This is a genomic window from Thioalkalivibrio sp. AKL8, assembly GCF_000380525.1.
GTDB classification, from domain to species: domain Bacteria; phylum Pseudomonadota; class Gammaproteobacteria; order Ectothiorhodospirales; family Ectothiorhodospiraceae; genus Thioalkalivibrio; species Thioalkalivibrio versutus.
Map to the genome: position 1 here is coordinate 137,275 of NZ_AQYF01000008.1, position 24,137 is coordinate 161,411.

Below are 24,137 nucleotides of genomic sequence, written 5' to 3' on the forward strand. Positions count from 1 at the left end.
CGTCAATCCTGCCATACCACGCGATTGCGCCCCGAGTGCTTGGCCCGGTACATCGCATCGTCCGCACGCTTGATCCAGTCCTTGATCGCCTCGCCACGACGGCACTCCGCCACGCCCAGACTGATGGTCACCTGCCCGACCCGGGGCAGATCCAGCGCGGCCACCTGCCGGCGCAGGTCCTCGGCCAGGCAGCAGGCATCTTCGGCACCGGTACTGGGTAGCATGACCATGAATTCCTCGCCGCCCCAACGGCCCAGCACATCGGACTGGCGCAGGCGTTCGCCGGCCGTCGCCACCACCCGGCGCAGGACCTCGTCGCCGATGTCGTGGCCATGGGTGTCGTTGATCCGCTTGAAGCGGTCCAGGTCCAGCATCACCAGCGAACAGGGGTCCGCATAGCGCTCCGCCCGCCGGGCCTCCTGCTCCAGCAATGCCTCGAAATGGCCCCGATTGGCGGCATCGGTCAGCGTGTCGTAGAAGGCCTGATATTCCAGCGCAGCCTCCAGCTCCTTCTGCCGCGAGATGTCGTGGAACATGGCGATGTAGTACTCGATCACACCGCTGGCATCCCGGATCGCAGTCACGATCTCGTGCAGGGGGAAGATCCGGCCATCCTTGCGCCGGTTCCACACCTCGCCGGACCAGTGGCCGTTTTCACGCACGGACTGGAACATCTCGTCATAAAAGCCGCGGTCCTGTCGGCCCGAATTCATGATGCGCGGATTCTGGCCCACCGCGTCTTCCTCGGTGAATCCCGTGAGTTCGGCAAAGGTCGCGTTGACGCGCTGGATCGTACCCTCGACATCGGTGATGAAGATCGCCTGACTGCTGTCGAAGGTCGCCGCCAGCAGACGCTGCTCCTGCTCCAGATGATGGCGTTCGGTGATGTCCTGGACCGTGCCGATCATCCGCTGGACGCGTCCAGCGGCATCGAACTCTACATAACCGCGTTCGTGCACCACGCGCTCGTCGCCGTCCGGGCGCAGAACCCGGTGCACGATATCAAGCGCCCCGTCCCCACCCAGCGAGGCATCCACCTCGGCCTGGACCCGTTCGCGATCGCCCGGATGCACCGCATGCATAAAGGCCTCGTGCGTCCCGCCCCATTCACCGCGGGACATCCCGAAAATCCGGAAGACCTCGTCCGACCAGCGAACCTCGTTGCGGACAAAGTCCGACACCCAGTTGCCGATATGCGCGATGCGCTGGGCCTCGGCCAGCTCGCGCTCGCGCAGATGCAGGACCTCTTCGGCCTGCACCCGTTCGGTGATGTCCAGGATCACCCCGAACCAGAGCACACTGCCATCCTCCAGTGCCTCGGGACTGGCATGCCCTTCCACCCAGATCTCGCCGCGCTCGGGGTGGCGCACGCGATAGCGCTGACGCCACGATTCCAGGCAGCGCATGGAGGCCTCGATACTGGCGGCGACCCGCTCGACATCATCCGGGTGGATCACGTCGAAAACGCGGCGGGCATCGAGCATTACGGCCTCGGGCGTCACGCCGTACACATCGGCCATGCCCTCACTGGCATACGGGAACGACGCCCGGCCATCCGGGTACTGGCGGTACTGGTAGATCACCCCGGGCAGGTTGTGCGCAATCTTTTCCAGATGGCGCTCAGTCTCCTCCCGCGCCCCCACGTCCTGGAAGGCACCCACCAGTTCGACGACCGCGCCCTGACCGTCGCGGATCGCCGTCACCTGATCCTCCAGCCATTGCCAGTGCCCGCTGGGCATGCGCTGGCGATAGCTCAGGCGACAGAATCCGCGCGCGCCATCGGCCAGCCAGCGCTTCACCTGGCCGGCGCAACGCTGGTAATCCTCGCGAGCCAGGTGGGCCTGCAACCAGTCAGGCTGGCCGGTAACCTGCTCTGGCGCCCAGCCAGTGACGGCCTGCACGTTGGGGCTGAGCCAGGTCATGGTGCCGAAGTCCGAGGGGTCCATGGTGTAGATCACGGCCGGACTGGCGCGCAGCAGGGTCTCGGTACGCTGCTCCGTCTCCTTGCGCACGCCAATATCGGCGACCGCCACGAGCAGGGCCTCGGGGCAGTCCTCGGTGGCCGGGATCCGGCTAACCGCCAACTCCACCCAGTGCGCCTGATCGGTGGCATCCAGCAGACGCGCCTCGAAGCTGCTGGTGCTGCAATCCCCGTTCAGCAGGACGTGACGCCGCGCCGCGCAACGCTCGCGGTCGTCCGGGCACACGTAGTCTTGCAGGATCGCGTCCGCCAGATCCGCCGGATCACAGGCCAGCAAGGCGCCCAGGCGGGGATTGGCGCGCAAGATGCGCCCCTCGGTATCCATCTCGGCCAGCCCCACCGGCGCATGCTCGAACAGCGCCGCATAGCCGTGGATGGCACAAATCTCGCTCATTGGGTTCCTTGTCCGTCTGCGTCTCTCTTTGCAGAGACTTCGTCAAAGACACGCCCGGCGTGCCTTCTGCCCTCGGACCTGGCGGTGGATTGGTAGACTGAGTCCAGAAACCTACCAGATAACCAGTCCGGTTTCCGCTTGACCCCACAATAAGGCGTTTACTGCCCTGCAAAACGGAAACGCCCCCGACAAGCGGGGGCGTTACAGGACGAACCAGGAAGCCCGGGGCGGGTCCCCGGGAATCCCGTCAGCCGTGCGTACCGGTGCGCGGCGCGCTGGCATCCCCGTCCTCGGCGGGCTGGAACACGACATCCAGCGCCTTGGCGGCGGCCACTTCGTTGAAGCGCCGGTTCGGTAGCGTGTGTGGCGCGCCCTTGATCGTGTCCATGTCGTTCTCCGACTCGGCCAAGATGCAGGCCATCGCCTCGACGAAGCCGTCCAGGGTCTCTTTCGACTCGGTCTCGGTCGGCTCTACCAGCAGGCACTCCGGCACCAGCAGCGGGAAGTAAGTGGTCGGCGCATGGTAGCCGTGGTCGAGCAGGCGCTTGGCCACATCGCCCGCAGTCAGTCCACGTTCCTTGGCCTGCTTCTTCATGGTCACGATGAACTCGTGCGTGGCACGGCGCTTGGGATAGGCCAAGTCGAACCCGGCTGCGGCCAGTTCGCGCGCCAGGTAGTTGGCATTCAGGGTCGAGAATTCGGAGACCCGCACCATGCCCTCGCGCCCCAGCATGCGCATGTAGATATAGGCCCGCAGGAGCACACCGGCGTTCCCGGCAAACGCGGACAGGCGCCCGATGCTCTGCGGACGATCGGATTCCTCGGCAAAGCGGTAGCCGCCCTGCTCGGCTTCGATCACGTGCGGGATCGGCATGAACGGCAGCAGCCGTTCGGCCACGCCCACGGCACCGGAACCCGGTCCACCGCCACCATGCGGCGTGGAGAAGGTCTTGTGCAGGTTCATGTGGATCACGTCGAAGCCCATGTCGCCCGGGCGCACCTTGCCGAGGATCGCGTTCAGGTTGGCGCCGTCGTAGTACAGCAGGCCGCCGGCCTCGTGCACGATGCCGGCAATCTGCTTGATGCGCCGTTCGAACACGCCCACGGTGGACGGGTTGGTCAGCATGATCCCGGCGGTGTGCGGACCCACGGCGGCCTTCAGGGCCTCGATATCCACGTCACCGGTATCGTCGGTGGGGATCTCGCGCACCTCGTAGCCGCACATGATCGCGGTCGCCGGGTTGGTGCCGTGGGCGGCATCCGGGACGATGATCTCGCGGCGCTCGGTATCGCCGCGGGAATCGTGGTAGGCGCGGATCATGGCCACACCGGTGTACTCGCCCTGGGCACCCGCCATCGGCGCCAGCGACACGGCCTTCATGCCGGTCACTTCCTTCAGCATCTCCTGCAATTCGAACATCGTCTGCAGGAAGCCCTGGCTGTGGCTGGCCGGAGCAAGCGGATGCCGGTTCAGGAACCCGGGCAGCATCGCCAGGCTGTTACAGGCGCGCGGGTTGTACTTCATCGTGCACGAGCCTAGCGGGTAGAACTCGGTGTCGATGGAGAAGTTCTTCTGCGACAACCGCGTGTAGTGCCGCACCACGTCCAGTTCCGAGGCCGCCGGCAGACCCGGGGCGGACTTGCGCTGCAGGTTCGCCGGGATGCGGGTCGCGGCGTGGTCGCGCGGCGCCTGGGCCACGGCCGAGCGGCCGGCGCGGGAACGTTCGAAGATCAGATTGGCTTCAGTGGTGCTCATAGCGGTTTCTCGCTTGCGTATTCGGGTGACGGCGACCGGGCACAGGCCCGGCCACCGGCGGCACGGAGGGACTCCGGCCGATTACTGGGTCGGGCTCAGGTTGGCCCGATCATCCAGGGCCGCGAACGCGGCGTCGTAGTCCGGCTCGTCGCCGATCTCGGAGACCAGCTGGGCGTGCATCACCAGGTTGTCGGTATCCAACACGACCACACCGCGCGCGGTGATCCCGGCCAGCGGGCCGTCCTGGATCAGCACGCCGTAGTCCTGGGCGAAGTTGCGATCGCGCATCATCGACAGCACGGTCACGCGTTCCAGGTTCTCGGCGGCGCAGAAGCGGCTCATCGCGAACGGCAGGTCGGCGGAGACGATCAGGATCTCGAGATCCGGACGGCTGGCGACCATCTCGTTGAACTTCTTGGTGGAGTCGGCGCAGACCGGGGTATCCAGGCTGGGCACGATGGAGATCAGCTTGCGCTTGTCGCCGAAGTCGGCCAGTGAGACATCCTGCAGATCCTTGTTGGTCAGCTTGAAGTCCGGGGCCGGCGAGCCCACGTGCGGCAGATCGCCGTTGGTGTTGATCGGATTACCTTGCAGCTTGATTTCGGCCATGGTTGCCTCCCGGCTTGATGTGTATGGCGCTTGGTGTCGTTGACCGTGGGAAGCCGAACCGCCTCAGGCGGCCTGCTCCCAAGTGGTCACGTACTGCTCCAGGTCGGATTCGGTCTTGGTCTCGGTGGCGCAGGCGAGCACGCAGCCATCCAGCTGCGGATAGTCCCGGCTCAGCTCGAGGCCCGCCAGCACGCCGGCATCGGCCATGGTCTGCACGCGGGTCGCGGCATCGCCGCCGAAGTCCAGCGCGACTTCGTGGAAGTACTCGCCGGTAAAGCGCGGCTTGATGCCCTTGGCGGCCAGTTTTTCCACCAGCGCATGGGTGTTGGCGTAGCAGGCCTCGGCCACGCGGGTCAGGCCCTCGTCACCCAGCAGCGACATATGGATCGTCGACGCCGTCACCACCAGGCCCTGGTTGGTGCAGATGTTCGAGGTCGCCTTGGAGCGGCGGATATGCTGCTCGCGCGCCTGCAGGGTCAGCACGAAACCAGGCTTGCCGTCGGCGTCCTCGGCACGGCCGACTATGCGCCCCGGCATCTGCCGGATATGCTTTTTCAGCGTGGTCATGAAGCCGTAGTACGGCCCGCCGGACGACAGCGGCGCACCCAGCGGCTGGCCCTCGCCGACCACGATGTCCACGCCATTGGCGCCCCACTCGCCCGGCGGCTTTAGCAGCGCCAGCGAGACCGGGTTCACCACGGCGATAACCGGGATGCCGCGTTCTTCGGCCCACCCGGTCAGGGCATCCACGTCTTCCAGGATGCCGAAGAAGTTGGGCTGGCTGATCACCATGGCGGTGACGTCGTCGTCCGCATACGGCGCCAGCGCCTCCACCGGGGTCTGGCCGGTGGTTTCGTCGAACGGCAGTTCGACCAGTTCGATGCCCTGGTTGCCGATCAGCGTCTTCACCACCTTGCGATAGTCCGGGTGCAGCGCCCCCGGCAGCAGCACGCGCTTGGCCTTGGAACGGCGATTCACGCGCACCGCCATCAGCACGGCCTCGGCCAGGGCGGAGGCGCCGTCATACAGGGAGGCGTTGGAGACCTCCATCCCGGTCAGGCGGCTGATCATCGTCTGGTATTCGTAGATCAGCTGCAGCGTGCCCTGGCTGGCCTCCGCCTGGTACGGCGTGTAGGCGCTGTAGAACTCGCCGCGGGTAGCGATCTGCCACACGGCGGCCGGGATGTGGTGCTCGTAGGCACCGGCCCCGATGAAATTCGATGGCATGCCGTCCTTCGCAGCCCGCTCCTGCATCAGGCGGGTGATGCCCATCTCGCTCTCGCCCTCGGGGATCCCCGTGAGTGGCGGCGCACGCAGGTCGGCGGGAATCTCGTCGAACAGGTCCTCGACGGATTCGGCGCCAATGCTGTCGAGCATGGCACGGATGTCTTCTTCGGTATGCGGGATAAACGGCATGTCAGGTCTCGCTTTCGCCGATTGCGGCGAAGTTCGGTTGGGTCCCGGCCGGACGCGGCCGGGACCGGTGATACGCGGCTACGCTCAGGATTCCGCCTCGACGTGCGCGGCATAGGCATCCGCGTCCATCAGCGCATCCAGCTGGCCGGCATCGGACGGCTCCACCTTGAACAGCCAGCCATCCTCGAAGGGCGACTCGTTGACCTTCTCGGGGCTGTCGGCCAGGTCCTCGTTGACCGCGGTCACCTCACCGGAGATCGGCGCATAGATATCCGAGGCGGCCTTGACCGACTCCACCGTGGCGCAGGCCGTGCCGGCCTCGATGGTGCTGCCCGCTTCCGGGGCCTCGACAAACACCAGATCACCCAGCAGTTCCTGCGCGTGATCGGTGATGCCCACGGTCACGCTGCCGTCGGCCTCGCTGCGCACCCACTCGTGGCTTTTGGTGTACTTCAGATCCTTCGGTGCTTCGCTCATGACATCTTCCTTTTGCTTGTTAGATCCCGCCTGCGCAGTGTAGTCCGGTGCACGCGGGATGAGGCAATCCTCGCTTCAGTTTTTCGGCAGATCGATCTGCGGCTCGCCGTTGCGGACGAACACCGGCTTGACCACGCGCACCGGCAGCTTGCGGCCGCGGATGTCCGCGTGCAGCTGCTCGGCCTCGACCTCGGCCGGGATACGCGCGAACGCGACCGACACGCCCAGACTGGGCGCGAAACTGCCGGAGGTGACCACGCCGTCGCCGGCCTCGGTTTCGATGCGGGTGCCGCCACGCAGCACCCCGCGACCATCCAGTACCAGCCCCACCATGCGTTCCTTCACGCCCTCGGCCTTCGACTGCTCGATCGGCGCGCGGCCGATGAAGTCCCGCTCGGCATCCTTCAGCGCGATGGTCCAGCCCAGGTTGGCGGTCAGCGGATTGGTCTGGTCGTCCATGTCCGTGCCGTAGAGATTCATGCCGGCCTCCAGGCGCAGGGTGTCGCGCGCGCCGAGGCCGATGGGGTGCACGCCGGCATCCTTCAGCTTTTCCCAGAGACCGTCGGCCTCCTCCGCCGGCAGCATCACCTCGAAGCCGTCTTCGCCGGTGTAGCCCGTGCGGGCGACAAACCACTTGTCATTCCAGACCGCGGAAAACGGCTTGAGATCCCCCGCATTGCGCAGATCGGCCGGCAACAGCGGCAGGGTCTTCTCCACCGCCTGCGGCCCCTGAATCGCAATCAGGGCGAACTCCGGGCGCGGCTCCACGTGTACGTCAAAGTCCTTCGCGACCGCCTGCATGTGAGCGATGTCGCCCTCGGCGGTGGCGGCATTGACCACGGCGCGGTAGGTATCGCCACCGGTCCAATAGATGATCAGGTCGTCGATCACGCCGCCGGCCTCGTTCAGCATGCAGCTGTACAGCGCGCGACCCTCGGTCTTCAGCTTGGCCACGTCGTTGGCCAGCAGATAGCGCAGGAAGGCCTGGGCCTGCGGGCCGTGGATATCCACGACCTGCATGTGCGAGACATCGAACATGCCGGCGGATTCGCGCACCCGCTTGTGCTCCTCCATCTGGGAGCCGTAATGCAGCGGCATCTCCCAACCGGCGAAATCGACCAGCTTGGCCCCCGCGCGCTGATGCGCGGCATGGAGCGGAGTTGTCTTCAACGTCGTCATCTAGTTCTCGCCTTGCTTGCGTGTCGTGGTCGGCTCGCCGGCATCCGCCGGTGGAACCGCGAGGCCCGGCCGCCGCGCTCCGGGCATAAAAAAAGGGGCGGCCGGCAGAATGAATCTGCCAGCCGCCCCTCTGTCCTGAAACCTGAGAGTTTGCGTCGCGTCAGCCCGTTGTCGGACTGCGTGACCGCCCCCTTCGGTGGGCCGTTTCCGGCCGCTCTCCAGAGTGTGTCTCCTGCACCGTTCCGGTCCTGTAGCCTGAGCGATTCCGGGCGGATGTTGCGCCTTCGGCGTCTGCCAATCGACTGGCGATCGCAGATCTCTTCCAGAACGGTGTGCGGGCATTGTCGGGCGCCCACAGACGAAAGTAATTGTAGACCAAAATACCCCCGCTGCGAAAGCCCGGACGGGCCGCGCCACTATTCCGACGCCCCGGCCTGCCCCGTCACCTGCCCCCGCATGCATCCAAAAAGCACCGTCATTGCGAGGAGCCGAAGGCGACGAAGCAACCTCCGAAAGCTGGCAGTGCGTCACGATCAGCATCCGGTGGTTTCGGACGGAGGTTGCCGCGTCGCCTGCGGCTCCTCGCAATGACGGTGCCAGTGGCGACACTCTGCGCGGGCGACACTCTGGGCGCGCCCTACAACGCCATGTCGATCGCAAGCAGGACGACGAAGCCGACCAGGACCCCCACCGTGGCCTGGGCCTCGTGGCCCTTGCGGTGCGACTCGGGGATGATCTCGTGACTGATCACGAACAGCATCGCGCCGGCCGCGAACGCCAGCCCCCAGGGCAGCAGGAATTCCATCAGCGTGATCGCTCCGGCCCCGATCAGGCCGCCGATCGGCTGCACCAGCCCGGTCAGCAAGGTCACCCCGAATGCCGCCCACTTGCTGTAGCCCAGCGACAGCAGGGCGATGGCGACCACCAGCCCCTCGGGCATATTCTGCAGCCCGATCCCGATGGCCAGCGCGATCCCGTCGCTCACGTCATCGCCGCCGAAGCCGACCCCCACCGCCAGGCCTTCCGGCAGGTTGTGCAGTGCGATTGCAAAGATGAACAACCATACGCGACGGATCTTCTGCGGGTCGGCACCGCTTTGCGGCCCGATGAAGAAGTGCTCGTGCGGCACCAGCTTGTGCAGCGCCAGCAATGCACCGCCACCCAGCCCGATCCCCACCGCCAGCACGACAATGGCCATCCCCACGCCGCCGTACTGCGCCTCGGCCTGCTCCACCGAGGGGAGCACCAGCTCGAAGGCCGTGGCCGACAGCATCACGCCGGCGCCGAAGCCCATCATCGCGTCCTCGACCGACTGACTGATGCGGCGCAGGAAGAAGATCGGGATCGCCCCCACCGCGGTCATCAGACCCGCGACGAAACTCGCCAGCAAGCCGATCTGCAGCGTGTTCAGATCGGCAATGCGCTCTTCCAGCATCGGCCACAGCAGACTGACCAGCCAGATGAAGACCGCCAGCGCGATCAGCGATCCGACGAGGAAGATCCGGGGCACCGGTTTGCCGTGATCCGGCTCGGAAACGGCGGGAGAGGGTTCGGTCATGCGTCGTCCTTGAGAGTCGAAGCCGCCATTGAAACAGGGTCCATCGCGGCGTTCCACAGACGCGCCCAATGGCCGGGTTCGACAAAAGCTATCGTCAACACCCGTTGTGCGCGGTAGAGTTTTCAGCCAAAGCCGCTCCGGACCACAAGGACCCACCGATGCTCGACACCATCGACCAGTTCCTCGGCGACACCGCCGGCCTGCTTTGGGGCAACCCGCTCACACTGATCCTGCTGCTGGGCACCGGGCTCTACCTCACCATTCGCCTGGGGCTGGTCCAGGTCGTCGCATTCCGCGAGGGCTGGCGCGCCCTGCGCGGGTCAGATGGACGCGGCGGCGGCACCGGGCAGATCTCGCCATTCCAGGCGCTGTCGACCGCGCTGTCCGGCACCATCGGTACCGGGAACATCGCCGGCGTGGCCACGGCCATCGCGCTGGGCGGCCCCGGGGCGCTGTTCTGGATGTGGGTGACGGCCTTCTTCGGCATGGCCACCAAGTTCGCCGAGACCACCCTGGCCGTTCGCTACCGCGAGATCGCCCCGGACGGCAGCATCGCCGGCGGGCCAATGTTCACCCTGCTCCACGGCCTCAAGATGAAGAAGCTGGCCATCCTGTTCGCCGTCTTCACCCTGATCGCCTCGTTCGGCATCGGCAACATGGTGCAGGCCAACTCGGTGGTCGACGGCCTGACCTTCATCGTGCCGGATCTGCGCGCCGACGACGACATCATGGGCTGGATGGCCCTGATGATCGGCCTGACCATGGCCGTGCTGGTGGCGCTGGTGATCATCGGCGGTGTGAAGCGCATCGCCATGATCGCCTCGACCATCGTCCCGTTCATGGCCGTGATCTACATGCTGGGTGCCTTCGTGGTGATCGCCGCCAACATCGGGGCCGTCCCGGCCGCGATCGGGACCATCCTGAATCTCGCGCTCAACCCCTGGGCCGCCGGCGGCGGTGCCATCGGCCTCGCCATTCAGTACGGCGTCGCGCGCGGCATGTTCTCCAACGAGGCGGGCCTGGGCTCCTCGGCCATGGCGCACGCCGCGGCCAAGAACGGCGACCCGCCGCGCGAGGGCTCGGTGGCCATGCTCGAGCCGTTCATCGACACCATCGTGGTCTGCACCCTGACCGGCCTGGCCATTGTCGTCACCGGGGCCTATATCGACCGCGCCGACGACGTGGTCGGTGCCTCGCTGACCGCCACCGCCTTCAGCTCCACGCTGGGTCCGTTCGGCGCCATGGTAGTCGGCATCAGCCTGATGCTGTTCGCCTTCTCCACCATGATCGCCTGGTCCTACTACGGCGACCGCTCGGCCTACTTCCTGTTCGGCGAACGCGCGGTGATGCCCTACCGCGTCGTGTTCGTCATCCTCATCGTGATCGGCGCGACCATCCCGCTGGGCGTGGTCTGGAACTTCTCCGACATCGCCAACATCCTGATGGCCGCACCCAACCTGATCGCGCTGATCCTGCTGGCCGGCCTGGTCAAGAAGCTGCGCGACGACTACGTGGCGCATCGCCCGATGCCGGATCGCCATGAGGGATGAGCACAGCTTTGCGGGCGGTCCATCCGACCCGTTCGCACAGGGCCCCGCACGTCCGGACGCGGCCATGCTGGTGCGCGAGGTCGAAGGCGCCCTCGCGGAGGACCTGGGCCCCGATGGTGTCGACGGCGACCTGACCGCCGCCCTGGTCCCGGCTGAACGGGTGGCGCGCGCCACGCTGCTATTGAAGGAGAGCGCGATCGTTTGTGGCCAGCCCTGGTTCGACCGGGTGTTCGCCAGCCTCGCGCCGGAGACCCGGATCGACTGGCAGGTGGCCGAAGGCACCCACGTGGAAGTGGACGACGAACCGCGCGTGATCGCCACCCTGGAAGGCCCGGCACGGGCCGTTCTGGCGGCCGAACGCGCGGCCCTCAACCTGCTCCAGACCCTCTCCGGAACGGCCACCGAGACCGCCCGCTGGGTCGCCCGCCTGGAGGGCACCGACAGCCGCATCCTCGATACCCGCAAGACCCTCCCGGGCCTGCGCCACGGGCAGAAGTACGCCGTGCGCTGCGGCGGCGGCCACAACCATCGCCTCGCCCTGTGGGATGCCGTGCTGATCAAGGAAAACCACATCGCCGCCTGCGGCTCCATCGCGGCCGCAGTGGAACGGGCCCGCACCCTGGGCGCCGGGCGCTGGGTAGAGGTCGAGACCGAGAACCTCGACGAGGTCGATCAGGCCCTGGCCGCGGGGGCCGACGTGATCATGCTCGACGAGCTGTCGATGGCAGATCTGGCCACGGCCGTGCAGCGCATTCGCGGCCGCGCGATCTCCGAGGCCTCCGGCGGGGTCACACCGGATACCCTTGCGGCCATCGCCGCCACCGGCGTGGACTACATCTCGGTTGGCGCGCTGACCAAGCACCTCCACGCCATCGACTACTCCCTGCGCCTGGACTAGCCCGCGGCTTTCGCGTTGCGATCCCGGCGATTACTGCGCGCCGTTCACCGCCTGGGGCCGGGCCTGGTTCATCCTGCGGAGTTTACGGTGCCCCGGTCCGCCACCTGCCTGGTTGTGGCTGGCCACGGTTCGCCATCCGGTGTTTACGGTGGCTGCGTCCGGCCGCCTGCCACGCGCTGACTCGCCAGCGCACCGCGAGGTACTTCTTTGCTCGTGCAAAGAAGTACCCAAGAAACACGCCCGACTGCCGCGACCCCGGCCCGCTGTGCGGGCCGGGGTTTCCCTCGCTCCGAGGCTTTTCGCGGGCGGCGCTGAACTCGCTACGCTGCGCTTCGCTCAGACATCCAGCGCCTTTTCTCCCGCGAAAAGCCTCTCCACTCGGCGCGACGACAACGGGGAGGAAGGTCCAAACAACGGCTATCCCGGCGCTATGGCTAATGGATGATGGCTAGGCTTTCGGACATCTTCGGCACGCTCGGCCTTTGGCCGTTGCGTGCCGCGCCCGCGTAGCGGGCGCCGGGGGTGTTCGGGTGGCAGTGCCTATGGCTGGGCAGGAATGTCGGAGTAGCGTCGGTTTTGACTTTCTCCTCCCGTATGGAGCCCCTTGCGGAAGGGTTCTCGGGCCGGGAGAAGGCGCTGGATGTCTGAGCGAAGCCGAAGGCGCAGCGAGTTCAGCGCCGCCGGCCCGAGGGCCCTGGAGCAAGGTTCCCGGGCGGAATCCGGGTGCCCTTCTTTGGGTACTTTCTTGGGCAAGCAAGAAAGTGCCTCGCGGTGCGCTCGCGAGAGAGCGCCTGGCAGGCGGCGGACCAGAGGCAAGTAAACACTGAGGATGAACCGGGACCAGCCTCCCGGGTCGGCGGCGGACAGAGCCCACCGTAAACACCCGAGGAAGAACCGGGCCCGGCCTGTGCGCCACGCAGCACACACGCCGAGTGCACCATGGGACCTGGAAGTACGGGAGGCTAGTTCTGCGACGCCGGCGGCATCTGGATGAAGCGTTCGCGGTACAGGCGCAGTTCGTCGATCGAATCGCGGATATCCTGCATGGCCTGGTGCGACGCGTTCTTGCGCAACTGCGCGATCACGTCCGGCGCCCAGCGCCGCGCCAGCTCCTTCAAGGTGGAGACATCCAGATTGCGGTAGTGGAAGTACTGCTCCAACTCCGGCATCAGGCGCGCCAAGAAGCGCCGGTCCTGGCAGATGGAATTGCCACACATCGGCGAGGCCCCCTTCGGCACATACTGCGCCAGGAACTCCAGGGTCGCCTGCTCCGCATCGCGGGCGTCCGACGAGCTGTTGCGCACCCGTTCGATCAGCCCCGATGTTCCATGAGTGCGCTGGTTCCATTCGTCCATCCCCTCCAGCACCTCGGCCGGCTGGTACAGGGCAATGACTGGCCCTTCGGCCAGGATGTTAAGGTCCTTGTCGGTGACGATGGTCGCCACCTCTAGGATCCGGTCGGTTTGCGGCTCCAGACCGGTCATCTCGAGATCGATCCAGATCAGGTTTTCGGCATTCACGGCCATGTCGCGTACTCCTTCGCGGGGAGGCCGTCGTGTGACGACCACGGCCCTTTCATATGCCGCAGGAGTCTATCATCATGGTTGTGGGGCCTGTGGCCCCGGACTCCAACCCCCGTGATCAGGAGGGAACAATGCGACATACCAACGCACGTATTGCCGCCGGCACTGCCGCGCTGGCCCTGAGCCTTGGCGGCGCAAACATCGCGCTGGCGGATGACATCCGCATGGGACAGGAGCTGCACAGCGACAACTGCATCAGCTGTCACGCCGACATGGTCGGAGGCGATGGCTCCGACCTCTACACGCGATCGAACCGCATGGTCGGCTCGCACGACGAACTGGTGGCCCAGGTTAACAACTGCAATGTGAATCTCGGGACCAACTGGTTCGACGACGAGGTCAATGCCGTGGTCGCCTACCTCAACGCGGAGTACTACCAGTTCGATGACTGATCTGAAGACCAAGCACTGCCAGTCCTGCGAAGGCTTTACCAACCCGATGCCACGGGACGATGCCCAGCGCGCCCTGGGACAGCTGCACGACGCCTGGGGTATCGACGAGACCGGCAAGAGCATCCAGCGCAGCTTCAAGTTCAAGAACTTCCACGAGACCATGGCGTTCGTGAACGCCGTCGCCTGGATCGCGCATGGCGAGGATCATCACCCCGACATGGCGGTCGGCTTCAACCGCTGTGCGGTGGAGTTCTCGACCCATGCCATCGGCGGGCTGAGCGAGAATGACTTTATCTGTGCCGCGCGCGTCGATGCCCTGTTCGACTAACCCTTCCCGCCACGGCCGAGTACGAGCTTGACGCAGATCGCCCGGGTCTTCGCCCGCCACAACCAGATGGCCGACATCGCGGGGCCCGACGCGGCCCCGCGTCGGTTACGCCTGCACCGCCGCTTCCGCGACCTCGCCTGCGGCGACCTGGTCGAGCTGGATGCCACCGGCGACGAGGTGACCCGCCAGCTGGATCGCAACAACGTGCTCGTGCGTCGCGACGGCTTCGGCCGGCGCAAGGTCATCGCGGCCAATATCGACTGCGTGTGGATTGTGATCGCGCCGGAACCGGCACCCTCGCGCAACCTGATCGACCGCTTTCTGGTGGCAATCCTCAACCTGCCCGCCCGCCCCCGCCTGCTGATCAACAAGCAGGACGAGGGGCCCGCGGCCCGGCCCGAGTGGCTGGACGCCTACCGCCAGCTGGACCTGGATCCGCTATTCGTCAGCGCCAAAAGCGGGTTCGGGCTGGACGACCTGGCGGCGGCTGCGGCCGGCCAGACCAACATCCTGGTCGGGCAGTCCGGTGTCGGAAAGTCCTCGCTGGTCGCCGCGCTGCTCGATCAGTACGGGATCGTCGACGCGATCGCGCCAACCACTGGCGACCTGGCCGCCTCCGGCGAGGGACGCCACACCACGGTCACCGCCCAGTGGTTTCCATTGGCCAACGGCGGCGCCTGGATTGACTCGCCCGGCGTGCGCGATTTCACGCCCGAAATCCCGTCCCTGGACACCCTGGAGCGCGGCTTCCCGGACATCGCGGAGCGCGGTGATCAATGCCGCTTCCGTGACTGCCGCCACCAGAGCGAGCCCGGTTGTGCGGTACTGGCCGCGATCGAGGCCGGCGAACTCCCCGCCGCACGCCTGCAGGCCTGGCACGCCCTCGCCGCCGAGATCCCCGCCCAGAACCGCGCGCGCGGGTAACTTTTCCTCGACGAAGCGCACGAAGAACACCCTGGGTTACAAAGCGATTAACGGGAAGGGGAAGCCTGGACGAAGAAAGGCATTGGCAACCGCGTGTTCGGTGGCGCCCCGCAACGATCCGTGCGAGTCAACGAATTCCAGTCGGGATTTCTTCCAACCTCCCAATGCCCTGTGAATCGCTTTTCCAGCGCTTCTTCGTGCCTTCGTGTACGTCGTGGTTGCGCCAGACGAACTCGGGGAGGCCGCACGGTGGCGTGCAGTGAGAGTTGCGGCGGAACGTGTGGCAGGTGTCGCGGCCGGGGGGACCGGGATCAGAAGGTCAGGCCCATCTCGACGCCGATGACCGAGGAGGCCGGCTCGCGGCTCACGCCGTCAAACTCGAGGCGATCGGCCAGCCAGCTATCCGCGGAGTTCAGCGAATAGTCGTCGTAGTACAGGCTCAGGGACAGCTCGGACTGGTTCTGCAGACGCAGGCGGCCATCCAGGCTCAGGTAACCGGCGGTGCGGCCCGTCTCGCGACTGCGATCACCGTAGCCGAAGCCCAGATCCCGATCCTCGCTGGACAGCGGCTGGCGCACGCCCACCCGGAACTGGCTGTCGAAACGCCCGGAGGCGAAGGTGGGCCCGAAGCTGAAATCGGTGAAGTACGCGGTGGACTCACCGGACGGCCCGAGTTCGTTCCAGTCCGGGCGCGTCTCCATACCCACCCCAAGATTCAGGCCGTAGCCGAAGCCCCCACCCAGTTCCTGGTGATAGCCACCCACCGCCTCGAACAGGCGTGTCCCGCCTAAGGCATTGTCGGCCTCGTCCAGGGCCGAGGCATCGCCGGTACTGCGCACCGACAGGCGGTAGCGCGATTCGGTGTCGCGACCCGTTTCCGGCTCGTCGCGCAACGTCACCCCCGCCCCACCGATCCCCTGGGTCTGGGGTGGCGCAACCAGCGAGTAACGGTCGGCGGCGCTGGCAGCGCCCGTGCCCAGTGCGAGACCCGCAACCACCAGCGAAGCCACGAACCAGCCCGAGCGCCACGCGCGCGCACGAAGCGGCCGCAGGCATTGTGCCTGCGGCCGCTTCAGGGCTGCACCGTTCGATCCTTGTCGCGTCACACCAGCAATCCGTGTTGTCGTTCCTGGCCGCTAGCCGGGGGGCCAGCTCAGTGCACGCCCAGCGAGGACATGCATATGTATATGGTAGACCGTTTGCCCACCGTGGTCGTTGCAATTCATCACGGTTCGATAACCGTTCTCCGCAAATCCGCGATCGCGTGCGATCTCCGCCGCGGCCCGGGCCATCTGCCCGATCACCGGGGCCTCCGCAGCGCTCAAATCGTTCAGCGTGGCAATGTGCGTTTTCGGGATCACCAGCACATGTTCGGGCGCCTGCGGATTCAGATCCTCGAAGGCCAGCACCGCGTCGTCCTCGAACACCACCCGGGCCGGGATCTCGCCCGCCACGATCTTGCAGAACACGCAATCCGTCATGCCGCTACTCCTGTATCAAAATATTACCACGCATCAATATTCGCGCCGACCCGAAAGTGCATGCGCCAGGGTGCCGGCATCGATGTACTCCAGCTCGCCGCCGCTGGGGATACCCTGGGCGATACGCGTGGTACGAATCCCGTGACGTGCGGCCATCTCCGCGAGGTAATGCGCGGTCACCTCGCCCTCTACCGACGTGTTCGTCGCCAGGATCAGCTCCTCCACACCCTCCGCCTGCAAGCGGGCCTCCAGTCGGTCGAGCCCCAGCTCCTCCGGGCCAATCCCGTCCAGCGGCGACAACCGGCCCAGCAAAACGTGAAAGCGACCGCCGAAATCCGTGGCCGACTCGATCGCCAGCACGTCGCCGGGGCTCTCTACCACGCAAACCACCCGCGAATCGCGCTCCGGGTCCGCGCAGCGCGAACAGGTCTCGGCCGAGGTCAGCGTGCGGCATACCGAGCAATGCCCGATGCGCGCCACGGCCTCGTCCACCGCCCGCGACAGGCGCCGCGCGCCCTCGCGGTCGCGCTCCAGCAAGTGCAGCGCCATACGCCGCGCCGACTTTGCCCCGACCCCGGGGAGGCAGCGCAGCGCCTGGACCAGCTCGTCCAGTTCCGCTTCCATCAGGCGCGCCCGCTCCGCCGGTTCAGAACGGCAGCTTCATGCCGGCCGGCAGGCCCATGCCCTCGGTCAGGCTGCCCATGCGCTCCTGCGTGGTGGACTCGACCTTCTGCACCGCATCGTTGATCGCGGCGGCCACCAGGTCTTCGAGCATGTCGCGATCATCGTCGAACAGGCTGGGGTCGATCTTCACGCGGCGCGCGGCGTACTTGCCGGTCAACACCACGCTGACCAGCCCGCCGCCGGCCTGGCCCTCGATCTCCATCTCGGCCAGCTCGGCCTGCACCTTCTGCATGTCTTCCTGCATCTTCTGGGCCTGCTTCATCAGGCCACCCATGCCACCTTTCATCATCGGTTCGATCTCCTGCCCCGCACAAAGGCGGGTTTGTCCGTATTCGACGGGTTAGCGCGGGGCCGACGACGCGTCGCCCGCGGAGTTGTCTTCGTTGGTTTCGCGAATGCGCACCGCGCCCAGTTCGGCGCCAAATTCCTGGCCCAGGGCCTGGACCACCGGGTCCTCGCGCATGGTCGTCTCGGCGCTAGCCTGACGCTCTGCCGAGGCCGCCGCAAGCCGCGCCGCGGGTGTCGTCTCCGACGGTTCGGACTGGTTGACAATCTCCAGGCGAAGGGAGTGCCCCAGCGTCTTCTCCAGCGCTTCCTTCAGGCGGGTCCTGGCCCGGTCGGTACATAACGTACCCGGAGCCACCGCAATCACCACGCACTCCTGGTCATGCTTGCGCAGCTCCGCGTGCAGGGCGAGTTCGCGCACCGTCCCCATGGGCAGACCCTCGGCAAAACGGTGCCAGTCGAACATCCCGTCTGCGGCCACGGCGGGTGCGACCGGTTCCGCAGTCGAAGACGCCGCCGGCGTGGCCTGTCGCGGCGACGACTCCCGGTGCGTGGGCTCATCGGCGTGCACCGGCGGTGTGGGTGCCTCCCGCGGAGGTGGCGGCTCGCTCACCCGCTCGCGGGGCGGCGGCGAGTTTTCACCGCTGCGCGAGGCCGCCTGCGCGGCCGATTTCGACACGGCCGGTTCGACTGCAGCGGGTCGCGCCGCCGCTGCGGCATTACGGGAGGGCGCGGCGCGCGGCGCAGACGCTTCCCCGCGCACCGTGGCCGGCCGGCGTTCGGCCTGGCCCTCGTCCTCCCCATACCCCGGGGCTGGCTCCGGGCGAAAGGCCAGCAGGCGCAGCAATGTCATCTCCACGCCCATGCGCGCGTCCGGCGCGTAGGGCAGATCACGCACCCCGTGGATCAGGATCTGATAGGTCAGCTGAATCGTTTCCGGGTCGACCCGGCCGGCGGCCTCGTGTGCCCAGACCAGCGCCTCCTCGCCCGCCGCCGGTGTGGCACCGGCCACCTGCTGCACCGCCACCTGATGCACCAGCGCGGCGAGCTCGTCCAGCAGGCGCGACCAGTCGGGTCCCAGCGTCTCCAGCTCCGCCAAGCCCGCCAGCAGGGCCAGGCCGTCCCCGGCAAACACCGCATCCAGCAGCGCGGCCAGTCGCGTGCGCGGGAGCAATCCAAGCATGTCGCAGGCGTCGGATTCGCTCAGGCGGTCGCCGCCATAGGCAATCGCCTGGTCGGTCAGACTCAGGGCATCGCGCATCGAGCCCTCGGCCGCCTCGCCCAGACGCAGCAGGGCACCCGGCTCCGCCTCGACGCCTTCGGCGGCCAGGATCCGGGTCAGGTGCTCGGCGATCATCGCCGGCGGCATCGGTTTCAGGTTGAACTGCAGGCAGCGCGACAGCACGGTGACCGGCAGCTTCTGCGGATCGGTCGTCGCCAGCAGGAACTTCACGTGTTCCGGCGGCTCCTCCAGAGTCTTCAACAGGGCGTTGAAGCTCTTCTCCGAGAGCATGTGTACCTCGTCGATCAGGTACACCTTGAAGCGCCCGGTGGTCGGGGCATAGGAGACGTTATCCAGCAGCTCGCGGGTATCGTCCACCCGGGTGCGCGAGGCGGCATCCACTTCGATCAAGTCGAGGTGGCGACCCTCGGCGATCTCCACACAGGAACGGCACTCGCCGCAGGGCGTGGCCGTCACGCCGGTCTCGCAGTTGAGACAGCGCGCAAGAATCCGGGCAATGGAGGTCTTGCCCACCCCGCGGGTACCGGCAAACAGGTAGGCGTGATGCAGACGTTCGCCACTCAGGGCATTGGCCAGGGCGCGCACCACATGCGGCTGCCCGACCAGGTCCTCGAAGCGCGAGGGACGCCACTTGCGGGCTAGAACCTGGTGACTCATGCCTCCCCCGTCAGTGGAGTCTGTTGCGTGCCCGGGTGCGGGGCAATCACCGCAGGAATCTGGGCCGCAAGGAAAAGGGTGGTGGCCCGCACCCGCCACACCCCGGCGCCCGACGCAGTTGCTACCGTTGCTCCCTTCCGGGCCTGGCGGGGTTCACAACCTGTCGTCGCGAGGGGACTGATACGGACCACCATAACGCGGACCGCGATTCGGGCTTTCCGAATCCGGGCGGCAAGCTTCCGCATTTCCGGCGGACGCGTCAACCTTGAGACGCCACAAAGGGCCGGAACTGACGATAGCCCGAAACTAACAACCGTATAGAGAACGAAAACTGGATCAATGAGAGGCCAGCCCTTATCTTGAGTCTCGCAGTCGGGCATCGCCTCGACCGAACCAAAATCTTCTTTCTGGTCTACTGCAATTAACACCCAAACAGGAGTACGAAATATGGAACTCGAAAATCGCGAAGGTCAGCGCGTCCCGGAAGTCACCTTCCGCTGCCGCAAGGACAACGACTGGAATGACGTCCGCAGCGAAGACCTGTTCAAGGGTCGCAACGTGGTCGTGTTCGCCCTGCCGGGCGCATTCACCCCGACCTGCTCGTCCGCCCACGTGCCGCGTTACAACGAGCTGGCACCGGTGCTCAAGCAGCATGGCATCGACGAGATCGTCTGCATCTCGGTCAACGACGGCTTCGTGATGGAAGCCTGGCAGGCCGATCAGCAGGCCGACCGGGTGACCTTCATCGCCGACGGTAACGGCGAATTCACCGAACAGATGGGCATGCTGGTCGACAAGAGCGACCTTGGCTTTGGTCACCGCTCCTGGCGCTACTCCATGCTGGTGCGCGACGGCGTGATCGAGAAGCAGTTCATCGAGCCGGACGAGCCGGGCGACCCCTTCGTCGTCTCCGACGCCGACACGATGCTCGCCCACGTCGCCCCGGACGCGGCCTGCCCCGAAGACGTGGTGGTCTTCACCAAGCCGGGCTGCCCGTACTGCGCCAGCGCCAAGGAGATGCTGGAGAACGCCGGTCTCGACTACGAGGAGATCGTGCTGGGTCGCGACGCCAGCCTGCGCAGCCTGCGGGCGGCTACCGGTGCGATGACCGTGCCGCAGGTATTCGTCGGCGGGCACCGCATCGGCGGCGCGGAAGATCTGCAGGAGTGGATCTCCCGCGAGAAAAAGGCGGCGTAACTCGTCACCACCACCCGGGGCGGGTCCACGGCCCGCCCCGGATGGCCATCTGCTCCCACAGGTGGCCATCCGTGTCCGGACGTCGAATCCGGACGTCCGGACACGGATGGCAAACCCTGACGACCGTAACGACGGCGGTCGTTATGCGAAACTTCGACTAAACCCAACGTTGACCGAATCCTTCGAGGAACCGACATGGAACACTACGACATCATCGTGATCGGCGGCGGCAGCGGCGGCCTGGCCGTTGCGGAACGTGCCGCCCCGCACGGCGCCCGCGTCGCCGTGTTCGATCCCAAGCCCCTGGGCGGCACCTGCGTGAACGAGGGCTGCGTCCCGAAAAAGCTCACCTGGTACGCCGCGGAGCACCTGTCGCACGCCCGCGAGGCCGGCGAGTTCGGTGTGGACGTCGAGATCAAGGGCATCCGCTATGCCGACCTGGCGAACAAACGCCAGGCAATGCTGAAGGACCTGAACAACTTCTGGTCCGGGCACCTGGAGAAGCTGGGCGTGACCCACATCCCGGAACGCGCCCGCCTGGCCGACAAGAACAAGGTGGTCAGTGACAGCGGCACCGAGTACACCGCCGAGCGCATCGTGTTGGCCATGGGTGGCGCCCCGCTGGTACCGCCGCTCGAGGGCGCCGAGCTGGGTGCCACCTCCGACGACTTCTTCGAGTGGACCGAGCTGCCGGAATCCATCGCCGTAATCGGCGGAGGCTACATCGGACTGGAAATGGCCGGCATGCTGCGCTCCATGGGTGTGAAGACCGAGGTGGTCGCCATGGAGGACCGCGTGCTGGAGATCGCCGACCCGATGATTTCCCAGACGCTGGACCAGCACATGGAGCACCAGGGCATCGAACGCCACCTAGGCATGAAGGCCGCGGGTCTGGGCGGCAAGCCCGGCGCAGTCACCGTCAAACTGGAAGGCGGCAAGGAACTGGGCCCGTACGAGAAGGTGCTGTGGGCCGTCGGCCGCAAGCCGGCCACCCAGGACATGGGCCTGGAAGAGGTCGGCGTCGAGATCGCCCGCGGCGGCACCATCCCGGTAGACGAGTGGCAGGCGACCAATGTCGAGGGCATCTACGCCCTGGGCGATATCATCGGCAAGGGGCCGCTGACCCCCGTGGCCATCGCCGCCGGTCGCCGCCTGGCCGCGCACTGGTATGCCCCGGAGACGAACCCCGTGCCGGTGGACTACGACCAGATCCCCACGGTCACCTTTACGCACCCGACCGCGGGCATGGTGGGCCTGACCGAGCCGCAGGCAGTGGAGAAGCACGGAGACAAGGTGCGTATCTACGAGACCCAGTTCGGCGGCCTGAACCGCGCCTTCGCCGAGGGCGAGGTGCCGCCGGTGGCAATGAAGCTGGTCTGCGTCGGGGACGACGAAAAGGTGGTGGGCATCCACATGATCGGCGCCAATGTCGACGAGATGCTGCAGGGTTTCGCGGTGGCCGTGCGCATGGGCGCGACCAAGCGCGACCTGGACCTGACCATCCCGCTGCACCCGACCAGCGCCGAGGAACTGGTCACCCTGAAGGAAGGCCGCCCGGGCCGCCAGGAAGGCATTGCCAAGGCCGCCTGAGGGTCACGCCGTTCTCCCCACGTAAAACGCCGCCCCGGCAACCAACCGGGGCGGCGTCAAGACGTTATCTCGTGGGCCGTCTGTGCCCGTATTTTCTAGAATCGCCAGCCAACCGAGGCAGTAAACGCGTCGACCTTGTAGTCGCTGTCGAAGTCATAGCGTTCGTACTCGGCGCGAATCAGGAAGCTGTCCAGATTCACCTGAGCACCGAGTCCGTAGACCGGATCCACGCCATCGTTGTCGCGCAGGGTGATGCTCTCATCACCCAGGTTGCCCCGGACGTCTGCATCCCACTTGGCGAGGCCCGCCTTCGCAAAGAACTCGAAATGCTGCCCGATCGGCAGTTTGCCGAGGACGCTCGCGCCATAGGCTCGGGACTTGATGTCGGTATGCGCACCGGACTCGTCACCGCGCAGCTTCACCTTTCCGAGATCCGAGTAGAACCCCTCGACCCCTACATACGGATTGAAGTTGTACCCGACAAACCCGCGCCAGACGTTGTCGTCGTCGTCCAGGCGGTAGTCCGAGGCCCCGGAACCGATGAAATCGGCGACTTCATCGCGGTCGTTCTTCAGAGCGCTGAAACCGGTACCGAGCCCCATGTACAGGCCCTCGCCCCGATCAGACTCATCTGCCATCACCACTTGGGGCGCCAGGATCCCTGCAGCGGCCACCACAACCGTGTTCAACAAAATCTTTTTCATCTTCGCGTCTCCTTCCTGATCGTGCTCGAAATGTAAAATTTCTTGACTGCCATAAAGACGCCGGCGATTTTCCCGAACCACCCCAGTTTGGGAAAGCAGAAATGCGTGACTCATTTTTAAACACGTGAAAAAAGCACCACCCCGAGATCCGACTCGTGATACCGCGCACACCCACAGAACCCAAAGAAAAAGGCTGATGGGCGAACCGCCATCCGCTCATGGCGACCCACCCACCAGCCTTTTGTTTCCTGATCGCTGCATCCGTTTGGCCGAGTCCCTTTCCGACCCGGCCCCACGGCACGGCGACCTCTGATCAGTCCATATCGTGCGCCGGATCCTCCTCGGAGAACGCGTCGTCATGCCCCCCGCGGCCGGATTCGCCCTCTTGCACCTCATCCTCGCGCAGATCCTCGATCCAGCCACGCAGGTCCTCGTCCACCTCCTCGACCGTCTCGTCCACTGCCTCGCCGGCCTCCTGCGCCGGGCCCGGATCGGAACAGCCCGCCAGCATGCCGCCAAGCACCAGGGCTACCGCATATACCGGCAGCGACAGGAATCGGGACGGACCGGCCGCATCCTTGCATGATTTTCGGATAACGCTGCTCATTGCATTTTCCCTCCAGGAATTCTTTTCCAGGGCGCGCCGATCAATGCTTCCAAATCCATCGAAAAGGCAACATTTTTGTACCGACGCAGGCGACCTCTATCTCGGCATACACCGAAGCCGTCCTGAACAGGTTCACATTTCCCGACCGGACACACGTTCATCCGATTGAAAACCCATAGCGAGCATCACCCACCTGCCCCCAGTGTGTCCTTGGTGCATACGCCAGGTCGCCCATGGGAATCCGGAACTGAGAACTGGTACGCCAAGCCGAATACAAGAAGCCATGGGACAGCGAATTTTGGCCTACACTGAAATTTCAAACGAGTCGAAAGGAGAGAACCAATGCTGGGATGGGCACTACTTTTCCTGATCGTTGCGATCGTCGCGGGCGCGCTGGGGCTGAGCGGGATTGCCGGGGCCGCCACGCAAATCGCCTGGATCCTGTTTGTCGTGGGCCTGATCCTGGCGGTGGTGTTCTTCGTCACCGGCAGGCGCCCCCCGGTGTAACGAAGGCTTGCTGACGACCGGGGCGAATGCGAACAGGTCGGCATTCGCATTTGCCTCCGTTACGCCGCGGGCCGGTGTAACGAGAAGAAACACCCACGTTACGCAACGTAACGCACGGAACAGACCGCTTGGCCACA

23 protein-coding genes, 1 other RNA gene, 1 pseudogene and 2 riboswitches are annotated in these 24,137 nt (G+C 66.0%); of the genes and pseudogenes, 9 read left to right on the forward strand and 16 right to left on the reverse strand.

The genetic code is table 11. The features are described 5' to 3' along the window. Positions 1 to 2 precede the first annotated feature (2 nt). The 7 genes from G335_RS0107960 to G335_RS0107990 form a co-directional block, all read right to left on the reverse strand. Positions 3 to 2,375 carry a PAS domain S-box protein gene (locus G335_RS0107960; RefSeq protein WP_018176399.1) on the reverse strand — a complete coding sequence of 791 codons (2,373 nt, stop codon included), beginning with the start codon at positions 2,373 to 2,375 and terminating at the stop codon, positions 3 to 5. Between the two features lie 247 nt (positions 2,376 to 2,622). Beyond that, positions 2,623 to 4,131 carry an aminomethyl-transferring glycine dehydrogenase subunit GcvPB gene (gene gcvPB, locus G335_RS0107965; RefSeq protein WP_018176400.1) on the reverse strand — a complete coding sequence of 503 codons (1,509 nt, stop codon included), beginning with the start codon at positions 4,129 to 4,131 and terminating at the stop codon, positions 2,623 to 2,625. An 81-nt stretch (positions 4,132 to 4,212) separates the two neighbouring features. Then, positions 4,213 to 4,740 (reverse strand): thiol peroxidase, encoded by a 528-nt coding sequence (gene tpx / locus G335_RS0107970; protein ID WP_018146132.1) that lies wholly within the window; start codon positions 4,738 to 4,740, stop codon positions 4,213 to 4,215. Positions 4,741 to 4,803: 63 nt separating this feature from the next. Beyond that, a complete protein-coding gene (gcvPA, locus tag G335_RS0107975; RefSeq protein WP_018176401.1) occupies positions 4,804 to 6,156 on the reverse strand; it encodes an aminomethyl-transferring glycine dehydrogenase subunit GcvPA in 1,353 nt (450 codons plus the stop codon). Positions 6,157 to 6,240: 84 nt separating this feature from the next. Beyond that, on the reverse strand, positions 6,241 to 6,633 hold the full coding sequence (gene gcvH / locus G335_RS0107980) for a glycine cleavage system protein GcvH (protein WP_018176402.1): 393 nt from the start codon (positions 6,631 to 6,633) through the stop codon (positions 6,241 to 6,243). A gap of 75 nt (positions 6,634 to 6,708) precedes the next feature. Beyond that, entirely contained in the window at positions 6,709 to 7,812 is a 1,104-nt protein-coding gene (gene gcvT / locus G335_RS0107985) for a glycine cleavage system aminomethyltransferase GcvT (RefSeq protein WP_018176403.1), read from the reverse strand. A 120-nt stretch (positions 7,813 to 7,932) separates the two neighbouring features. Further along, a riboswitch (glycine riboswitch) is annotated at positions 7,933 to 8,044 on the reverse strand. Position 8,045: 1 nt separating this feature from the next. Beyond that, positions 8,046 to 8,147: riboswitch (glycine riboswitch) on the reverse strand. A 302-nt stretch (positions 8,148 to 8,449) separates the two neighbouring features. Then, entirely contained in the window at positions 8,450 to 9,370 is a 921-nt protein-coding gene (locus tag G335_RS0107990) for a ZIP family metal transporter (protein ID WP_018176404.1), read from the reverse strand. 158 nt (positions 9,371 to 9,528) lie between these two features. Between G335_RS0107990 and G335_RS0107995 the strand changes: the two genes are divergently transcribed. From G335_RS0107995 to G335_RS14350, 3 genes and pseudogenes are all read left to right on the forward strand, one after another. Then, positions 9,529 to 10,920 (forward strand): sodium:alanine symporter family protein, encoded by a 1,392-nt coding sequence (locus G335_RS0107995; RefSeq protein WP_018176405.1) that lies wholly within the window; start codon positions 9,529 to 9,531, stop codon positions 10,918 to 10,920. Positions 10,921 to 10,984: 64 nt separating this feature from the next. Then, entirely contained in the window at positions 10,985 to 11,818 is an 834-nt protein-coding gene (nadC, locus tag G335_RS0108000) for a carboxylating nicotinate-nucleotide diphosphorylase (RefSeq protein WP_018176406.1), read from the forward strand. Between the two features lie 441 nt (positions 11,819 to 12,259). Then, positions 12,260 to 12,466: pseudogene (locus G335_RS14350) on the forward strand (hypothetical protein). A 314-nt stretch (positions 12,467 to 12,780) separates the two neighbouring features. Here G335_RS14350 and orn read toward each other — a convergent pair. Beyond that, positions 12,781 to 13,344, reverse strand: coding sequence for an oligoribonuclease (orn, locus tag G335_RS0108005; RefSeq protein WP_018176407.1), 564 nt, complete (start codon positions 13,342 to 13,344; stop codon positions 12,781 to 12,783). A 128-nt stretch (positions 13,345 to 13,472) separates the two neighbouring features. Between orn and G335_RS0108010 the strand changes: the two genes are divergently transcribed. Genes G335_RS0108010 through rsgA form a run of 3 tightly spaced genes read left to right on the forward strand, consistent with a single transcriptional unit; the run spans position 13,473 to position 15,045 of the window. Next, positions 13,473 to 13,793, forward strand: coding sequence for a cytochrome c (locus G335_RS0108010; RefSeq protein ID WP_018169367.1), 321 nt, complete (start codon positions 13,473 to 13,475; stop codon positions 13,791 to 13,793). After that, complete coding sequence (locus G335_RS0108015) at positions 13,786 to 14,121, forward strand: 4a-hydroxytetrahydrobiopterin dehydratase (protein WP_018169366.1); 336 nt, start codon at positions 13,786 to 13,788, stop codon at positions 14,119 to 14,121. Before G335_RS0108010 ends, G335_RS0108015 begins: the two co-directional genes overlap by 8 nt. 27 nt (positions 14,122 to 14,148) lie before the next feature. Further along, positions 14,149 to 15,045: a ribosome small subunit-dependent GTPase A gene (gene rsgA, locus G335_RS0108020; RefSeq protein ID WP_018176408.1), complete on the forward strand. Its 897-nt coding sequence runs from the start codon at positions 14,149 to 14,151 to the stop codon at positions 15,043 to 15,045. Positions 15,046 to 15,356: 311 nt separating this feature from the next. Here the strand turns inward: rsgA and G335_RS0108025 are convergent, their stop codons facing one another. The 6 genes from G335_RS0108025 to ffs all read right to left on the reverse strand — a co-directional run bounded on the left by G335_RS0108025 (position 15,357) and on the right by ffs (position 19,578). Further along, positions 15,357 to 16,151, reverse strand: coding sequence for a hypothetical protein (locus G335_RS0108025; protein ID WP_018176409.1), 795 nt, complete (start codon positions 16,149 to 16,151; stop codon positions 15,357 to 15,359). Positions 16,152 to 16,181: 30 nt separating this feature from the next. Then, positions 16,182 to 16,526 (reverse strand): histidine triad nucleotide-binding protein, encoded by a 345-nt coding sequence (locus G335_RS0108030; protein ID WP_018169363.1) that lies wholly within the window; start codon positions 16,524 to 16,526, stop codon positions 16,182 to 16,184. 33 nt (positions 16,527 to 16,559) lie between these two features. Continuing rightward, positions 16,560 to 17,150: a recombination mediator RecR gene (recR, locus tag G335_RS0108035; protein ID WP_018146145.1), complete on the reverse strand. Its 591-nt coding sequence runs from the start codon at positions 17,148 to 17,150 to the stop codon at positions 16,560 to 16,562. Positions 17,151 to 17,172: 22 nt separating this feature from the next. After that, complete coding sequence (locus tag G335_RS0108040) at positions 17,173 to 17,499, reverse strand: YbaB/EbfC family nucleoid-associated protein (protein WP_018146146.1); 327 nt, start codon at positions 17,497 to 17,499, stop codon at positions 17,173 to 17,175. 51 nt (positions 17,500 to 17,550) lie between these two features. Continuing rightward, entirely contained in the window at positions 17,551 to 19,395 is a 1,845-nt protein-coding gene (gene dnaX, locus G335_RS0108045; protein ID WP_018176410.1) for a DNA polymerase III subunit gamma/tau, read from the reverse strand. An 86-nt stretch (positions 19,396 to 19,481) separates the two neighbouring features. Further along, positions 19,482 to 19,578: signal recognition particle sRNA small type (ffs, locus tag G335_RS13875), an RNA gene on the reverse strand. A 264-nt stretch (positions 19,579 to 19,842) separates the two neighbouring features. Here ffs and G335_RS0108050 point away from each other — a divergent pair. Both G335_RS0108050 and gorA read left to right on the forward strand, forming a co-directional pair. Then, complete coding sequence (locus G335_RS0108050) at positions 19,843 to 20,592, forward strand: glutathione peroxidase (RefSeq protein WP_018169361.1); 750 nt, start codon at positions 19,843 to 19,845, stop codon at positions 20,590 to 20,592. Positions 20,593 to 20,787: 195 nt separating this feature from the next. Further along, the gene (gene gorA, locus G335_RS0108055; protein ID WP_018176411.1) at positions 20,788 to 22,182 is read left to right on the forward strand and encodes a glutathione-disulfide reductase; all 1,395 of its coding nucleotides are present in this window, start codon (positions 20,788 to 20,790) and stop codon (positions 22,180 to 22,182) included. Between the two features lie 95 nt (positions 22,183 to 22,277). Here the strand turns inward: gorA and G335_RS0108060 are convergent, their stop codons facing one another. After that, positions 22,278 to 22,886, reverse strand: a complete 609-nt coding sequence (locus tag G335_RS0108060) for a porin family protein (RefSeq protein WP_018169359.1) — start codon at positions 22,884 to 22,886, stop codon at positions 22,278 to 22,280. Positions 22,887 to 23,199: 313 nt separating this feature from the next. Then, positions 23,200 to 23,493, reverse strand: a complete 294-nt coding sequence (locus G335_RS0108065) for a hypothetical protein (protein WP_018176412.1) — start codon at positions 23,491 to 23,493, stop codon at positions 23,200 to 23,202. A 342-nt stretch (positions 23,494 to 23,835) separates the two neighbouring features. Here G335_RS0108065 and G335_RS13880 point away from each other — a divergent pair, with 342 nt between their 5' ends. Then, positions 23,836 to 24,000 (forward strand): DUF1328 domain-containing protein, encoded by a 165-nt coding sequence (locus G335_RS13880; RefSeq protein WP_018146152.1) that lies wholly within the window; start codon positions 23,836 to 23,838, stop codon positions 23,998 to 24,000. Positions 24,001 to 24,137: the final 137 nt, after the last annotated feature.

Coding starts and splice junctions, on each gene's coding strand:
- tpx (WP_018146132.1), bottom strand. CDS start 4,740: ATGGCCGAAATCAAGCTGCAAGGTAATCCGATCAACACCAACGGCGAT.
- G335_RS0107995 (WP_018176405.1), top strand. CDS start 9,529: ATGCTCGACACCATCGACCAGTTCCTCGGCGACACCGCCGGCCTGCTT.
- G335_RS0108015 (WP_018169366.1), top strand. CDS start 13,786: ATGACTGATCTGAAGACCAAGCACTGCCAGTCCTGCGAAGGCTTTACC.
- recR (WP_018146145.1), bottom strand. CDS start 17,150: ATGGAAGCGGAACTGGACGAGCTGGTCCAGGCGCTGCGCTGCCTCCCC.
- dnaX (WP_018176410.1), bottom strand. CDS start 19,395: ATGAGTCACCAGGTTCTAGCCCGCAAGTGGCGTCCCTCGCGCTTCGAG.
- nadC (WP_018176406.1), top strand. CDS start 10,985: ATGCTGGTGCGCGAGGTCGAAGGCGCCCTCGCGGAGGACCTGGGCCCC.
- orn (WP_018176407.1), bottom strand. CDS start 13,344: ATGGCCGTGAATGCCGAAAACCTGATCTGGATCGATCTCGAGATGACC.
- G335_RS0107960 (WP_018176399.1), bottom strand. CDS start 2,375: ATGAGCGAGATTTGTGCCATCCACGGCTATGCGGCGCTGTTCGAGCAT.
- G335_RS0108040 (WP_018146146.1), bottom strand. CDS start 17,499: ATGATGAAAGGTGGCATGGGTGGCCTGATGAAGCAGGCCCAGAAGATG.
- G335_RS0108060 (WP_018169359.1), bottom strand. CDS start 22,886: ATGAAAAAGATTTTGTTGAACACGGTTGTGGTGGCCGCTGCAGGGATC.
- G335_RS0108050 (WP_018169361.1), top strand. CDS start 19,843: ATGGAACTCGAAAATCGCGAAGGTCAGCGCGTCCCGGAAGTCACCTTC.
- gcvPB (WP_018176400.1), bottom strand. CDS start 4,131: ATGAGCACCACTGAAGCCAATCTGATCTTCGAACGTTCCCGCGCCGGC.
- gcvPA (WP_018176401.1), bottom strand. CDS start 6,156: ATGCCGTTTATCCCGCATACCGAAGAAGACATCCGTGCCATGCTCGAC.
- gcvT (WP_018176403.1), bottom strand. CDS start 7,812: ATGACGACGTTGAAGACAACTCCGCTCCATGCCGCGCATCAGCGCGCG.
- gorA (WP_018176411.1), top strand. CDS start 20,788: ATGGAACACTACGACATCATCGTGATCGGCGGCGGCAGCGGCGGCCTG.
- gcvH (WP_018176402.1), bottom strand. CDS start 6,633: ATGAGCGAAGCACCGAAGGATCTGAAGTACACCAAAAGCCACGAGTGG.
- G335_RS0108030 (WP_018169363.1), bottom strand. CDS start 16,526: ATGACGGATTGCGTGTTCTGCAAGATCGTGGCGGGCGAGATCCCGGCC.
- G335_RS0107990 (WP_018176404.1), bottom strand. CDS start 9,370: ATGACCGAACCCTCTCCCGCCGTTTCCGAGCCGGATCACGGCAAACCG.
- G335_RS0108010 (WP_018169367.1), top strand. CDS start 13,473: ATGCGACATACCAACGCACGTATTGCCGCCGGCACTGCCGCGCTGGCC.
- G335_RS13880 (WP_018146152.1), top strand. CDS start 23,836: ATGCTGGGATGGGCACTACTTTTCCTGATCGTTGCGATCGTCGCGGGC.
- G335_RS0108065 (WP_018176412.1), bottom strand. CDS start 23,493: ATGAGCAGCGTTATCCGAAAATCATGCAAGGATGCGGCCGGTCCGTCC.